At 64.9% G+C, this 14,749-nt stretch carries 13 protein-coding genes; 9 read left to right on the top strand and 4 right to left on the bottom strand.

Annotation, left to right across the window (positions count from 1 at the left end):
• Nucleotides 1-28 precede the first annotated feature (28 nt).
• The 4 genes from AB7532_RS16875 to AB7532_RS16860 all read left to right on the top strand — a co-directional run bounded on the left by AB7532_RS16875 (nucleotide 29) and on the right by AB7532_RS16860 (nucleotide 4,711).
• Nucleotides 29-1,390, top strand: coding sequence for a M23 family metallopeptidase (locus tag AB7532_RS16875; RefSeq protein ID WP_441235897.1), 1,362 nt, complete (start codon nucleotides 29-31; stop codon nucleotides 1,388-1,390).
• 104 nt (nucleotides 1,391-1,494) lie between these two features.
• On the top strand, nucleotides 1,495-1,980 hold the full coding sequence (locus tag AB7532_RS16870) for a low affinity iron permease family protein (protein WP_441235896.1): 486 nt from the start codon (nucleotides 1,495-1,497) through the stop codon (nucleotides 1,978-1,980).
• A complete protein-coding gene (locus AB7532_RS16865) occupies nucleotides 1,977-2,507 on the top strand; it encodes a DUF1003 domain-containing protein (RefSeq protein ID WP_441235895.1) in 531 nt (176 codons plus the stop codon). The genes AB7532_RS16870 and AB7532_RS16865 overlap by 4 nt, the downstream gene beginning before the upstream one ends.
• Nucleotides 2,508-2,587: 80 nt before the next feature.
• Entirely contained in the window at nucleotides 2,588-4,711 is a 2,124-nt protein-coding gene (locus AB7532_RS16860; protein WP_441235894.1) for a catalase, read from the top strand.
• A 41-nt stretch (nucleotides 4,712-4,752) separates the two neighbouring features.
• On the opposite strand, the gene AB7532_RS16855 is transcribed toward AB7532_RS16860, so the two are convergent.
• Together AB7532_RS16855 and AB7532_RS16850 are read right to left on the bottom strand one after the other, a co-directional pair.
• Nucleotides 4,753-5,946 carry a DUF5666 domain-containing protein gene (locus tag AB7532_RS16855; RefSeq protein ID WP_441235893.1) on the bottom strand — a complete coding sequence of 398 codons (1,194 nt, stop codon included), beginning with the start codon at nucleotides 5,944-5,946 and terminating at the stop codon, nucleotides 4,753-4,755.
• A complete protein-coding gene (locus tag AB7532_RS16850; RefSeq protein ID WP_441235892.1) occupies nucleotides 5,943-6,830 on the bottom strand; it encodes a DUF6502 family protein in 888 nt (295 codons plus the stop codon). The genes AB7532_RS16855 and AB7532_RS16850 overlap by 4 nt, the downstream gene beginning before the upstream one ends.
• Nucleotides 6,831-6,957: 127 nt before the next feature.
• On the opposite strand from AB7532_RS16850, the gene AB7532_RS16845 reads away from it, so the two are divergent.
• Genes AB7532_RS16845 through AB7532_RS16825 form a run of 5 tightly spaced genes read left to right on the top strand, consistent with a single transcriptional unit; the run spans nucleotide 6,958 to nucleotide 12,472 of the window.
• Nucleotides 6,958-7,119: a hypothetical protein gene (locus AB7532_RS16845; RefSeq protein WP_441235891.1), complete on the top strand. Its 162-nt coding sequence runs from the start codon at nucleotides 6,958-6,960 to the stop codon at nucleotides 7,117-7,119.
• A 5-nt stretch (nucleotides 7,120-7,124) separates the two neighbouring features.
• On the top strand, nucleotides 7,125-9,068 hold the full coding sequence (locus AB7532_RS16840) for a glycosyltransferase (protein WP_441235890.1): 1,944 nt from the start codon (nucleotides 7,125-7,127) through the stop codon (nucleotides 9,066-9,068).
• A 3-nt stretch (nucleotides 9,069-9,071) separates the two neighbouring features.
• The gene (locus AB7532_RS16835) at nucleotides 9,072-9,812 is read left to right on the top strand and encodes an ABC transporter ATP-binding protein (RefSeq protein ID WP_441235889.1); all 741 of its coding nucleotides are present in this window, start codon (nucleotides 9,072-9,074) and stop codon (nucleotides 9,810-9,812) included.
• Entirely contained in the window at nucleotides 9,809-11,188 is a 1,380-nt protein-coding gene (locus AB7532_RS16830; protein WP_441235888.1) for a glycosyltransferase family 4 protein, read from the top strand. Before AB7532_RS16835 ends, AB7532_RS16830 begins: the two co-directional genes overlap by 4 nt.
• A 12-nt stretch (nucleotides 11,189-11,200) precedes the next feature.
• Nucleotides 11,201-12,472 (top strand): O-antigen ligase family protein, encoded by a 1,272-nt coding sequence (locus tag AB7532_RS16825; RefSeq protein ID WP_441235887.1) that lies wholly within the window; start codon nucleotides 11,201-11,203, stop codon nucleotides 12,470-12,472.
• Here AB7532_RS16825 and AB7532_RS16820 read toward each other — a convergent pair whose 3' ends face one another.
• Nucleotides 12,473-13,708, bottom strand: a complete 1,236-nt coding sequence (locus tag AB7532_RS16820; RefSeq protein ID WP_441235886.1) for an ABC transporter substrate-binding protein — start codon at nucleotides 13,706-13,708, stop codon at nucleotides 12,473-12,475.
• 107 nt (nucleotides 13,709-13,815) lie between these two features.
• A complete protein-coding gene (locus AB7532_RS16815; RefSeq protein ID WP_441235885.1) occupies nucleotides 13,816-14,727 on the bottom strand; it encodes a DMT family transporter in 912 nt (303 codons plus the stop codon).
• Nucleotides 14,728-14,749: the final 22 nt, after the last annotated feature.

Genomic DNA, 14,749 nt, shown 5'->3' with positions numbered 1-14,749 from the left:
AACCGTTCCGACCGGCGCCGGAGTGCCGATGTCGAAAAGTTCTGCCCAATACTCGCAGTACCCCCAACATCACCCGCACGACCACGGACGGGCCTTTCAGCGCCGTCCCGCCGCGGTGGCAGCCGCGATTCCCCTCGCCGCGACCGATGCCGATGACGCCTACACCATCGTCCATCACGGCAAGCAGGTTCGCCTGGGCCCCGTCGTGTTCTGGATCGTGGTCGGCACCGTGGTGCTGCTCGGGCTCTGGTCGGCGGCGACCGCCACCTATTTCGCATTCCGCGACGACGTCCTGACCCGGCTGATCGCGCGCCAGGCCGAGATGCAATACGCCTATGAAGACCGCATCACCGAGCTGCGCGCCAAGGTCGACCGCACCACGAGCCGGCAGTTGCTCGACCAGGAACAGTTCGACCAGAAGCTCGACCAGATCATGAAGCGCCAGACCGCGCTGGAGTCCCGGGCCACCGCGCTCGGCGCCATGCCTGATGTGACCGGATCGATCCCGCGCTCTGCCCCGCAGCGAAGCGATTCGAACCAGACGCAGGGCACGCCGAAACCCTCGCCCATCAGCGACACCGTGATCTTCGTGGCGCCGCCGGATCGCGAGGCGCGACTGGAGTCGCGCGCGCCGGCCGTGGTGGCGCCACCGGCCAACCAGTTCGCCAAGAACCAGGGCTTCGACAATGTCCTGGTCCGGCTCACCACCTCGCTCGACCAGGTCGAGCGCCGCCAGATCGCGGCGCTGAGCGCCGTCGAAGAAGGCATGGATTCGCGCATGCGCCGGATGCGCGGCGTCGTCAGCGATCTCGGACTCAATCTCGCCAACCTCGAAGCCGCCGTGCCGCGCTCGGCCATGGGCGGGCCCTTCGTGCCCGTCAAGCTGACGGCCAATGCCGGGCCATTCGAAAAGCAGCTCAACCGCATCAACACCACGCGTGCCGAGATGGATCGCCTCAATCGCACGCTGGCGCTCGTTCCCTATCGCAAGCCTGTCGTGGGCGAGGTCGAGTTCACCTCCGGCTTCGGCGTGCGCAGCGACCCCTTCCTCGGCCGGCCCGCGATGCATACCGGCCTCGACTTCCGTGCCGCGACCGGCGATCCCGCGCGCGTCACGGCCTACGGCAAGGTGGTCTCGGCCGGCTGGTCCGGCGGTTACGGCCGCATGGTCGAAGTCGATCACGGCAACGGCCTGTCGACCCGCTACGGCCATCTCTCCGAGATCAACGTCAAGGTCGGAGAGATCGTGAAGATCGGCCAGGTCATCGGTCTCGTCGGCTCGACCGGCCGCTCCACCGGTCCGCACCTGCACTACGAAACGCGCATCGATGGCGAAGCGGTCGATCCGCAGAAATTCCTGCGCGCCGGCGTGCGGCTCAGCGCCGGCTGACGTCGTTCACACGCGCTGGCCGCGCCCCCGGCGTTTCCACGATGGAACTTCCAAGTTCCACTTGCGTTCGGACATCGGGCCCCTGAAACCGGCGCGGTGTTTCGATGCGACAGACCGACACGAAAGCTCGCCCCGAAAAGGCGACTGCCGACCATCATCGCAACGGTGCGGCCCAACTCTTCAGCGACATTGCCAACAAGACGTCTCAAGCCGCTGGGCGCGCGCTGACGTTCATGATCGCAGCAGGCATCGTCCTGCTTTGGGCGGTCACCGGGCCCCTCTTTCACTACTCCGACACATGGCAGCTGGTGATCAACACCGGCACCACGATCGTGACGTTCCTGATGGTCTTCCTGATTCAGAATTCCCAAAACCGCGACAGCGCCGCCATCCAGGTCAAACTCGACGAGCTGATCCGGGTGAGCGCGGCGCAGAATTCATTCGTCGGGATCGAGCATCTGACAGACGATGAGCTCGACGAGATCCGCACCAAGTGCGAGCGTCGCGCCGAAGCCGAAAAGGTCGGAGAAGAGACCGTCAAAAACACCGGCAAGAAGGCCAAACGCGCCGCCGACCTCGTCACCGAATGAGCGTCCAGGGGGACCATAGCCACCACGACAGGCGGCAAGCGGTCTCCAGGAATATCGAGACGATCGTCAAGCTCGAGGAAGAGGACGAGCGCCAACTATCGTCGGTCCACCAGGCCTCTCACAAGGTCGGATGGTTCGTCGGAACGGTGTATTTCGTGATCTCGCAACTGATCCTCGTCGTGCTCTGGGCTGTGTGGAACGTGTACCGCCCGTCTCCATTTGATCCGTATCCATTTCCACTCCTGTCGGCCTTCCTCGCTCTCGAAGCTGTGCTGCTGACCTCGTTCGTGCTAATCCGCCAGAACGCGATGGACCTGCAGTCCGAAAGGCGAAATCACCTCGACCTCCAGATCAATCTGCTCGCCGAACGCGAGGCGGACAGCATCCTGAGGGCGCTGGAAGCGATCGCGGCGAAATTCGACATCGAGCTGCCGCAGGAGGCCGAGACCGACGAGGCGGGGCGCGATACACAGGTGGAGAGCATCGCGCGCGATCTGAAATCTCAAAAGGACGAAGCTTCGGCCTGAGCCCGCGCGAAGCATCGTAGGAACGTAACCGGCACGGGTGGATTGACGGATGCCACAACGCCTCCGGGAGTTTCCACATTATGGCCAAGACCACGAAATCGACCCCCGCAGCAGCCGGGACGGCAACTATCCATGATCAAAAGCTCGTCCGGGGCGAAGGCGGCGAACTCCATCAGACTGCGACCGGCAAAGCGGCCGTCCTGACCACGGCGCAGGGCGGGCCGGTGTCCGACGACCAGAACTCGCTGAAGGTCGGCCCCCGCGGGCCGACGTTGCTCGAGGATTTTCATTTCCGGGAAAAGATCTTCCACTTTGACCATGAACGCATCCCCGAGCGTGTCGTGCATGCGCGCGGCTATGCGGCGCACGGGTTCTTCGAGACCTACAAATCGCTCGCGAAATACACCAGGGCCGACTTGTTTCAGCGCGCCGGCGAGAAGACACCAGCCTTCGTGCGCTTTTCCACCGTGGCCGGCAGCAAGGGCTCGGTCGACCTCGCCCGGGATGTTCGTGGTTTTGCCGTGAAGCTCTATACGCAGGAAGGCAATTGGGACATCGTCGGCAACAACATCCCGGTCTTCTTCATTCAGGACGCGATCAAGTTTCCCGACCTGGTCCACGCGGTCAAGGAAGAGCCGGACTGTGCATTTCCGCAGGCGCAGTCGGCGCACGACAATTTCTGGGACTTCATCAGCCTCACCCCGGAAAGCATGCACATGATCATGTGGGTGATGTCCGACCGCGCCATTCCGCGTTCGTTTCGCTTCATGGAAGGGTTCGGCGTCCACACCTTCCGCCTCGTGAACGCGAAGCAGGAACCCACCTTCGTCAAATTTCACTGGAAGCCGAAACTCGGGCTGCAATCGGTGGTGTGGAACGAAGCCGTCAAGATCAACGGCGCCGACCCCGACTTCCACCGGCGCGATCTCTGGACCGCAATCAAGACCGGCAACTTCCCGGAATGGGAGCTGCAGCTGCAGCTGTTCGATCAGGATTTTGCAGACGCCTTCGATTTCGACGTGCTCGATCCGACCAAGATCATTCCCGAGGAAATTCTTCCACCCGTTCCAGTCGGACGGCTGGTACTCGATCGCATGCCCGACAACTTCTTTGCTGAAACGGAACAGGTCGCCTTCATGACCCAGAACGTTCCGCCGGGAATCGACTTCTCCAACGATCCCCTGCTGCAAGGACGCAATTTCTCCTACCTTGACACCCAGCTCAAGCGGCTGGGCAGCCCCAACTTCGCCCACATCCCGATCAATGCGCCCAAATGCCCGTTCGCGCACTTTCAGCAGGACGGACACATGGCCATGCGCAATCCGGTCGGACGCGTCAACTACCAGCCGAATTCCTTCGGCGAGGGTCCGAGGGAATCGCCCCAGCGCGGCTTCACACCGTTCCCCGAGGTCGAGCAAGGCGCCAAGCGGCGTCTGCGCGCCGAAAGCTTCGCGGACCATTACAGCCAGGCGCGCCAGTTCTTCATCAGCCAGACCGCAGGCGAGCAGTCCCACATCGCCGCCGCGCTGACCTTCGAACTCAGCAAGGTGAAAACACCTGCGATCCGCGAGCGCATGGTTTCGCATCTCCTCAATATCGACGAGACCCTGGCCACCAAGGTCGCTGACAAGCTCGGTCTGCAAAGGATGCCCAGACCTGCGGATGCGGCCGTGCCGACCCGTCAGGATCTCGAACCGTCCCCCGCCCTGAGCATCGTCGAAAACGGGCCTGAGCGCTTCGAGGGCCGAAAGCTTGGTATCCTCGTCACCGACGGTTCGGATGCAAACGTCCTCAAGGCCCTCAAGAGCGCTCTCGACAAGGCCGGAGCGACCTACGAGATCGTCGCGCCGAAAGTGACGGGCGTCGAGGCCAGCGACGGCAGCTGGATCCCTGCCGATCAGATGATCGACGGAGGGCCGTCCGTTCTGTACGACGCGGTCGCGCTTCTGCCGGCCGCTGATGCGATGGAGGATCTGCTGCGGGAATCTTCGGCGCGCGACTTCGTCGCCGACGCCTTCGCACACTGCAAGTTCATCGGCTATGTCGATGCGGCGCTGCCGTTGTTCGAGAAGGCCGGCGTTGCGGCCAACGATCTCGATGAAGGCTGCATCCGCATGGGGAGCACGAAGGAGGCAAAATCGTTCGTCGACAGCCTCGCCACGTTGCGGGTCTGGGATCGCGAGCCCAACGTCAAGATGCCCTAGGGCAAGTAAGGCAGGCAGGCGCAACCCGGGTCTCGGATCCCTTAGCGCCGGCCGCCGCCCATCCCGCCTCCGGGTCCTCCGAAGGCGCCACCACCCACACCGCCGCCGGGGCCCATCGGCCCGCCGGGCGAACCAAGTCCGCCGGGGCCTGACGGGCCGCCGGATCCCGATGGCGCGGAGCCGGGGTTGGCACTCGGGCTCGATCCCGGTGCGGGCCCACCCGGTGCACCGGACTGGCCACTGCCGGGAGTGGTCGCGCCGCGATTTGGATGCAGGATCGAACCGCCGGGCGACCGGTTGGGATTATTGCCGCCGCCGGCCGGAGGCGTTCCGGGCCGCTGGCCGATGGCCTGGGCCGACTCCACCTGGAAGCCGCGCGAGCGATCGAACACGCCGTTGACCACCATGCGCGCTTCGCCGGCCGCCGGGCCAAATCGCGAGCTGTCATGGGCAACGAAGCCGGAGCCGAGCTGAAGGTTCGCGCCCGAGCGCTGCACATAGGCTTCGATCGACAGCCTGCTGGCGCCGACCAGATCCGAGAAATCGTCGATGCGCGTGCGTGCGGCCTGCATCGCGCCAAGGGCCGCGCTGCCCTCGACCTGGACGCGCTGGCCGACCAGCAGCGGATCGACACCGCTCAGCTTCAGCCCGCCGATACGCAGGCCATCGGGCCCGCGCTCGACCAGACCGGTGACGCGCGCGGTCGCCTCGCGCCGCGGCTCGACCAGGCTCGCGACGATCACGCCATCAGTCCGGCGCAGGCCGTAGACGGCCACCTGCGTGCCCGCGCGAAGCTTGCTCTCCTTGTCGCTTGCGACGATCTTCTGGCCGAGCACCGTCAGCTCGTTGCCCTTCACGGCTTCGATCGGACCCGCGACCTCGCTCGCGATCGCGATGTTGCGCGTGACCAGCGTGCCGTCGGCCTGCCGGGTCGCGACCACGCGCGCGAGCTGGCCGATGCGCATTGCCTTGGGGCTCGCGGCCTCGCCGTCGATCCGGACGGGCACGTCGCTCGCGTAAGTGATGCGCTCACCGTTAACGTAGATGCTGCCGAACCGCTGGATCACGCCGACGATGCCGGTGCCGCCGATGCCGTGGTCGTCGCCGCGTCTGATTCCCGTGCCGCCGATGCCCTGATCGGTGCCGCGCTTGACCTGCGCGTGCGCCATCGCGGTGCCGGCGAGCCAAAATCCTGTCAGCAGCAGACGGCGGGAGATCAACGGCGGCCGGCTCATGAAGAACCGCCCTCTTTGCCGCCGTCCTTACCGGTCTCCTTCGCGCCCTCCTCGTCGGCAGCTTCACTGTAGATGTAGATGCCGAAATTCCAGCGGGCGTCGCCGCCCCTGTCCTTGGCGAGCGCGCGGTTGGCCTCGCGGTTGGCGGTCTTCAGCGCGTCCATCGCAAGCTCGCGCGAGCGCGCCTCGAGCTTCCGCGCCAGCTTCGGCGAGATGTTGTTGTAGTGCACCGCGCGTTCGAGGAAGCGCGGCGCGACGCCCGAGACGTTTCGCTCGGCGGCCGCGATGTGGTCGTGCAGATTGCGGCCGAGATAGTGCCACTTGCTGTCGTCCCCGCCTGATGGGACGAAGGCGGCCTCGACCAGCTCGATCTCGTCGGCCTCATTGATGGTGACGAGCTTGCGGTCGATCCATTCGTCGAGCACGGCGCGCGGGCGCACGTCCTTGGTGACGGAGGCGACGAGCTGCTCGAATGAGGGCGCATCGCCCTCCGACGTGCGCGGCAGCGGCAGCGGCTCGCCCTTCGCATCGGTAAATTCCGGCGCGGCCAGCCAGCGCGCGATCACGGCGCTCGTCAACGACACCGCCGCCGGCGTCTCGTTCACGGGCGCGCCGGCGCCGCGCAGCCGCGCTACCTCCTTGCGATGAATGCCGGTGAGCAGGCTGACACGGCTGTCGGTCTGCTCTTTCCCTTCAAGCGCGAAATCGTGCTCGGCGACGTTGACGAACAGCTCGCGAAGCAATTGCGCCAGTGCCGGAAAGGTCATGCCGCTGCGGATGCAGAGCCGCACGAGCGGGCGCAGCAGCCGCGCCAGCGGCGCGTGCAGCTTCGCGGCGGCATTCGGTGACGGAGCCGCTGCCTTGGACCCGGACTTGGCATTCATGTCTGGAGTGTACCCGCGCCACACGTGGGACACAATCCCACATTTTCCCGATTTGCGATTGACGTGGTAAAATTTCCCACATATACGAGATGCCACTGAGGGGCGCGACGTAAAGGGATTCTCATCCATGGCTGACCGCTTGGTCCGCAATTCCGTTTCACTGCGTGCGCTGCCTGTTCCCGACCGAGGGCATGGCGCGATCGAGCCGATGCTGCCGGCGCTGCTGCGCGGGGTGGTGTTCATCTCGGTGCTGGCCGCACCGTTCATCGCAGCTCTTCTTGCAGGCTGACCACCATGACGCATCACATCCAGGAAACTTCGCAAGAAACTCCGCGCCGCCCGTCGGTGCTGCACATCTTCAAGATCTATTACCCCGACCTGTTCGGCGGCACGCTGACGGTGATCCGCGACATCTGCGCGAGTCTGAAAGACGCCTTCGCCCCCGCCGTGCTGGTCTGCTCGCAATCGGCCGAGCGGCGCCGGATCGTGGTCAACGACGTCCCGGTCGAGCGCGTGCGCTCGTTCGGCAATCTCTTCTCGCTGCCGACCGCCCCCACCTATCCCTGGCGCTTGTGGCGCAAGATCACCGAACATGATCTGCTCGCGCTGCATGCGCCCTTTCCGCTCGCCGACCTCGTCTTCGCCTTCGGCCTCGGACGTAACCGGCCGCTGGTGGTGCACTGGCACGCCGATATCGTGACTCATGCCGGCCTGCGCTGGTTCATTGAGCCCTTGATGCGGCGGACCCTGCGGCGCGCCAAGGCGATCATCGTCTCGGACCACGTGCTGGTCGAGAACACGCCGCTGCTGCGGGAATTCGACGACAAGTGCCACGTCGTGCCGTTCGGCATCGACACCTCGACTTACGACTGGCCGAAGATCGAGCCGCACCACGTCAACGACCGCGGCCGGCTCGTGCTCGCCTGCGGCCGGCTCGTGCCCTACAAGGGCTTCGACGTGCTGATCCGCGCCGCCGTCAACCGCAAGTTCGAGGTCTGGATCATCGGCGAAGGCACCGAGCGGCCGCGACTGGAGCAGCTGATCCGCGAACTCGGTGTCGGTGACCGCGTCCGCCTGCTCGGCTCGGTCAACGACAGCGAGCGCATCAAGCTGATGTGCCTGTCCGACGTCTTCGCGATGCCGTCGGTGACCAATGCCGAGACCTTCGGCCTCGTCCAGCTTGAGGCCATGGCCGCCGGCCGCCCCGTGGTCAACACGGCGCTCGACACCGCGGTGCCGCGCGTTGCCCGCCACGGCATGGAGGCGATCACGGTGCCGCCGGGCGATGCTGACGAACTCGGCGATGCCATCGACACGCTGATCAGCGATCCCGAGCGCCGCCGCCGCATGGGGCTGTCGGCCCGGACGCGCGCCCTCACCCGCTATTCCGCCACGGCCTTCAGAGAGGGCATGGAGACCGTCTATCGCAACGCCGTCACCGCCTCTTGCGAGGCGCCGTCAGCCGCCGCCGAGCGACCGCAGACGACAGGCTGGCTTGAGAACGTTCGGATCGCGGCGGCGCTGGCCTGGTCCGACATGCGCCACCGTTATGTGCGTTCGCTGCTCGGACCGTTCTGGATGTCGCTCCAGATGGCGATCGTGGTTGCGGTGCTGGGCTCGGTGATCGGCCAGATGTCGAACGTCGACATGGTTGCGCGGCTGCCGATGCTGGCGCTGTCGATGACGGCCTGGACCTTCCTCAACGGCGTCGTGCTCGATTCCACCACCGCGCTCCAGAACTCCGCGAGCCTGATCCGCGACCGGGCGCTGCCGCCGGTGATCTTCCTGCTGCAATGCAGCTTCCGCCAGGCGCTGTTCGCGCTGCATAACGCCTGCGTGCCGCTGGTGTTGTGGCTCGTCCTGTCGCCGCACGATCTCTCTCACGGGCTGGCGGCCCTGCCCGGCCTCCTGCTGTTCGTCGCCTACACCTTCGCCCTCAGTCTCGTGCTCGGTGCGACGGCCACGCGCTATCGCGACCTCAAGCCGATCATCGAATCGACCTTGATGCTCGCCTTCCTCGCCTCGCCCGTGATCTGGTCGTCGGACATCATCAACCACCGCTCGGCGGTGATGCGGTTCAATCCGGTGACGCATCTGTTCGCGGTGTGGCGCGAGCCGCTTGCAGGCGTCCCGATCGACCCCATCAGCATCGTCTACGTGCTGATCACGCTGGCACTGCTGATCTTTGCGAGCGTGCTGACGCTCGTGCATCTGCGCAAAGCCGCATTCTGGATCTGACGCATGGTCTCGATCAGCCTGCGCAACGCCTGCCTCGATTATCCGCTCTATGGCGCCTATGACTTCTCGCTCAAGCGGCGGCTGCTCGGCCATCTCATCCGCGAGCCGGGCGAGATGCGGATCATCCGCGCCGTCGACAATGTCACGATCGAGGCCGAAGCCGGCGCCCGTATCGGGCTTGCCGGGCCCAACGGCTCCGGCAAGTCGACGCTGCTGCGGCTGATTGCCGGTGTCTACCCGCCGAGCAGCGGGAAGGTCACCATCAGAGGCAACGTCATGCCCCTGCTCGGCCTCAATGCCGGCGTCAATCTGGACTTCATCGCCGAGGACAACATCGCGCTGCTGCTGCGGATCAGCGGCCGCAAGCCGACCCGCAGCGTAATCGACGAGATCTGGGCCTTCACCGAGCTCGAGACGCGGATGCAGCGGGTGCCGCTGCGGATGTTCTCCTCGGGCATGCTGATGCGCGTGCTGTTCGCGACCGCGACCGCCTTCCCGGCCGACATCCTGCTGCTCGACGAATGGCTCAGTGTCGTCGACGAGCACTTTGCGGAGAAGGCCGAACGGCGGCTGCAAAACCTGGTCTCGCAGGCGGCGATCGTGATCATCGCCTCACACGACCAGCCGCTGCTGCGCCGCACCTGCTCCAGCATCGTCAACCTCGATCACGGCCGCGTCGCCTCGACCATCGCAGTCGAGCCGCCGGTCACGCACGCCTTCGAGCTCCGCGAGAAACGCGCATGAAACAGAACATCCTCGTCGTGTCCGAGTCGCTCGGGCAACCCAACCACAAGCGCGGCATCTTCCACTTCACCCGGGAATTGGTCCGCTCCCTCGCCGCTGAGGGCCACGAGCTCACGCTGCTGGTGGAAACCTCGAAGCGCTATCGCAAGCTGTGCCGGCGCGAGCGACGCACGAAGCTGTTTCCGGCGCAGTCGCGCAACATCGAGCTGCTCGCCCTCTATCGCTTCCTCGACGAAGTCAATGTGAGTGGACCGGTGATGCTCAGCGGCGCGCGTCGCAGGTTCGACTGGCTCCGCCACAAGGCCACCATGCTGCTGTCGCGGGACAATGTCCTCTGCCTGCTGCGCGCGATCGGCCTGCTTGGCCTGCGTGCCCGGCTGATCGAGAACCGGACCGCCGCGCTCGAATATATTCCGCCGGATATACGCCATCTGGAACTGTTCAGCGAATTCCAGCTCGAGCCCGGATTCTTCAATTATCAGGACTCCTCGGCTTTCTTCCTGCTGCCGCCGCCACGGATCGACGCGCGCGACTACGACCTCATCGTCGTTGACACCCCGACACGGGTGGCGATCAGGCGCAAGCCCGGTGCCAAGGTGATCTGCGTCATCCACGATTTGTTGCCGCTCACCGACCTCAAGCTCAGCGACATCGCCACGCGGCAGTTCCTGGCGCGGATCCGCACCAGCCTGCGGCAGGCCGACGAACTCGCCTTCGTTTCAAACTATAGCATGATGCGGTTCAGGGAACTGTTGCCGCAATTTGCGCACCTGCCGGCGCGGGTCGTGTATCCCCGCACCCGGTTCGACGCCCCGGATGTCCTGCACCTGCCAGCCCCGTCGGGGCGTCCGGGGCGCCCGAGCTTTGTCGTCATCGTCTCGAACGAACCGCGCAAGAACATCGCCACCGTCATCCGCGCTTTCCGCAACGTGCCGCAGGCCGATCTCGTCGTGATCGGCTATGCCGGCGAGACCGGCCGGATGCGCAATCTGCCGCCAAACATCCGCTTCGCCGGCTATGTCGACGAGCACGAGAAGGCGGCCCTGATCGCGAACGCGCATGGGCTGATCATGCCGAGCCTCGCCGAGGGCTTTGGCGTGCCGATCATCGAGGCGCTGGCCGCCAACACACCGGTGCTGTGCTCCGACATCGCGGTGTTCCGCGAGGTCGCCGGCGAACTCGCCGACTATTTCGACCCTTTCTCGACCGATGCGATCGCAGCCTCCGTCACCCGTGTGCTGACGCGGCAGGAGGAATGGCGTGGCCGCATACGCGCGCGGCGCCAGGAACTCGCCGAGCGGTTCGGCTACGAGACCCAGGCGCGCGATTTCCTCGGGCGTGAGAAGCCCCGGGAAAGCCTGGTCGCCGCACAATAAGCGTCACTGCGCATGATTGCTGACTCCGCGACATTGCCCGGTCCAGCCCGTTCACCCGCCTTGCGCGCGCGATGGCAGGCCCTGGGCCAATCGCCCGCGCTGATCCGGACCGCCGACGTGCTCGCGGCCCTGATCGCGGCGTCGCTGCCCTGGTCGACATCGGCGCCCTCGATCTTCGTCGGGCTCTGGCTGCTCGTGGTGACGCCCACCATCGACTGGCGCGACTATGGGCGGAAACTGACAACACCTGCCTTCGCGCTGCCGTTTGCCTTCCTGCTGCTCGCGCTTCTGGGTATGCTGTGGTCGGACGGCGCGTGGGCGGACCGGCTGCATGCGATCAAGCCGGTCGCAAAACTCGTGCTGGTCCCGGCGCTGCTCTACCATTTCAGCCGGTCGGAGCGCGGCTATTGGGTTTGTCTCGCCTTTCTAGTGTCCTGCGCGCTGCTTGCGGTCTATTCTTGGATCGTGCTGCTCGATCCCGCCTGGAAAATCACGGCGACGGCGTCGGCAGGCGTTCCCGTCAAGAACTACATCGACCAGAGCCAGGAGTTCACGCTCTGCGCCTATGCGCTGGCGCTGATGTTCTGGCGCCGCGGAAGCGTGGTCGCAACGGCGACCTGTCTGGCCTTGATCCTGCTGTTCGTCACCAACATGGTGTTCGTCGCCTCCGCCCGCACCGCGCTGCTCTGCATCGCGGTGCTGCTCGCGCTGTTCGCCTGGAAACATCTGAGCCGGCGCGCAGCGCTGCTCTTGCTGGCGGGCGCGGTCGCCGCGAGCGCACTGGCCTGGACGACCTCGCTTTATCTGCGCCAGCGCATCACCGACATCGCCGTCGAATACCGCCACGGCCATGAGGACATCAGCCGTGCCTCGACCGCGCAGCGGCTGACCTATTGGCGCAAGGCGCTTCACGCCATCGCTGACGCCCCGCTGATCGGCCATGGCACCGGATCGATCAAGCGCCAGTTCGAGCGCGCCTCAACAAGCGGAAGCAATCTCGATGCGGAGATCGTCAGCAATCCGCACAACCAGACCCTCAATGTCGCGATGCAGTGGGGCCTTTTGGGTGTCGTCCTGCTCTACGCGATGTGGATCGCGCATCTCCGCCTGTTCCTGGGCGGGAGTCTTGCGGCCTGGATCGGCCTTGTTGCCGTCGTCCAGAACATCGCGAGCTCATTGCTGAACTCGCATCTGTTCGATTTTCACGAGGGCTGGATGTACGTCCTCACCGTCGGCATCGCCGGCGGCATGGTGCTCAAGGCGAAAGCCGCCAGCCAGACCTGACTATTGGCCGCGTTCGCGGCCGACCTCGCCGGTAATGACGTCGCCGAACAGCTCCCAGGCCTGCCCGTTGAAGCGCATCAACTGCATCTGCTCGATCGGAAAATAATCGTCCGCCGAGGTATTCACCATGATGCCGGGCAACATCAGGTCGGTGTGAAAATTCTTCAGGCTGGTGGCCTGCTTCATGGCGTTCTCGCGGGTGAGATTGTCGCCGCATTGCTTCAGGACTTGCGCCATCGCCTCTGCCTGGACGTAGCCGTAGAGGTTGTTGGCATTGGCCTTGTCGCCATCCGGATAATATTTGTCCATGAACTCGCGCCATTTGATCACCGCGGGATCCTTGTCCCAGGTCGGATCGGTCGGGTCCTTCAGATACGCGGTCGAGATGATGTCCTTGGAGTATTCGAGCCCGGCGGGCTTCAGCACCGAGGCGATCGACGTCGCCGTGTTGGCGAGGAAGAATTTCGGCTTCCAGCCGATCTCGCCGACCTTGCGGATCGCCTGCGCCGACCCCTTCGGCGCGGCCCATGAGAAGAAGATATCGGCGCCGGAATCGTGCAGTGCGACGATCTGCGAGTCGATCGAGGGATCGCTGACCTCGTAGGATTTGTCGGCGATGATCATGCCGACCTTGTCGCCGAGCCCGTCCTTCAGGCCCTTGAACTGGTCCTTGCCGGCGTCGTCGTTCTGCCAGAGCACCGCGATCTTGCCGTTCGGGAAATTGTCGCGGATGTATTTTGCGTAGATCCGCCCCTCGCTCTGGTAGTTCGGCTGGAAGCCCATCGTCCACGGGAAATTCCTGGGGTCGCCGAACTTGGTGCCGCCGGAGGCGACGAACAGTTGCGGCACCTTCTTGGCGTTCATGTATTTCATGATCGCGGAGTTCGAGGGCGTGCCGAGCGGCTGAAACAGCAACAGCACCTCGTCGCTCTCGACCAGCTTGCGCGCCTGCTCGATCGCCTTCGGCGGCGAATAGGCGTCGTCATAGCTGATGAAATTGATCTTTCGCCCGTTGATGCCGCCCTGGTCGTTGATCATCTTGAAGAAGGCGGCCTCGGTCTTGCCGATCACGCCATAGGACGACGCAGGCCCGCTATAGGGCATGATGTTGCCGAGCTTTATTTCGGTGTCGGTGGCTCCGGGATCGTACTTCTTCTGCGCCAGGGCAGATGTTGCGGCCAATACTCCGGCAGCAAGCATGGCGAAGGCAGCAAGGTTCTGGCGACGACCCGGCATCGTTCTCTCCCCTGTTTTGTAGTCTTGTTTTGTGGAGAGTGTCGCAAGGTCGTTCGCCGCTGGCAAGCGCCGCGTTTTTCCGCGACGTGAAACGCATGGTCCGGAACTTACGTGCCGCGTCGCAGCAGTCTCAGCGCGCGGCCGTCGATCACGAGCAGTGCGCTGCCGATGACGATTGCGCCGATGATTTCGCGCGCAGACATTGGCTCGCCCAGCACCAGCCAGCCCAAGAGAATGGCCGTGATGGGAATGAGCAGGGTCACCAGCATCACATTGGTCGCGCCCGAGCGCCGTATGATCTGGAAGAAGACGATGTAGGCGAGCGCTGTCGACAGACCGGCGAGGCCCAACACCGCGAGCCAGGCCGTCAGACCCGGAACGGGCAGATGCCATGGCTGCTCAACCGCGCCGGCGACGAGCGCCATCATCACCGTCGACGCCATCAGTTGAAATGTCGCCGTGCCCAATGGAGGCGAGTCCTTCAACAGCCGCCGCGCGGCGAGTGCCGCAAATCCATAGCTGAGCGCGCCACCGAGGCAGAGCAGAATGCCAAGCCCCTGCCCGGTCCGCGTCTCGATCCCCCATCCGCGCAGGATGATCACGCCGAGAAGGCCCAGCGCCACGCCAGCCACGCGCCGCGCCTGCAAGGCCTCTTCACCCACCGCGGCCATCACCAACACCGTGAACAGCGGCGTGGTCGCGTTCAGGATCGACGCCAACCCGCTCGGGATAAACGTCTGGCCGATCACGATCAGCGAGAACGGAATGACATTGTTGAGCAGCCCGATCGCAACGAACGGCGTCCAGCCCCTCATGCCCTTGGGAAAGCCGATCCCCTGGATGCGCAGCAACGGCAGCAGAATGGCCGCGCCCAGCGCCACGCGCAAAAACACCAGCGTCAGCGGCGGCAATTCCAGCAACGCCGCGCCATTGAAGAAGAACGAGCCGCCCCATAGGACCGACAGCACCGCGAGCAGCGACCAGTCTCGCGTGTCCATACGGTTGTCGTTCGGGGGCATGCGTCTCACCTTGGTGGCAAAG

Origin of the sequence: Bradyrhizobium sp. 930_D9_N1_4, from assembly GCF_052076015.1 — a bacterium.
Lineage (GTDB): Bacteria > Pseudomonadota > Alphaproteobacteria > Rhizobiales > Xanthobacteraceae > Bradyrhizobium.
Note: the sequence above shows the minus strand (reverse complement) of the source record. Positions and strands in the feature narration are given on the sequence as shown.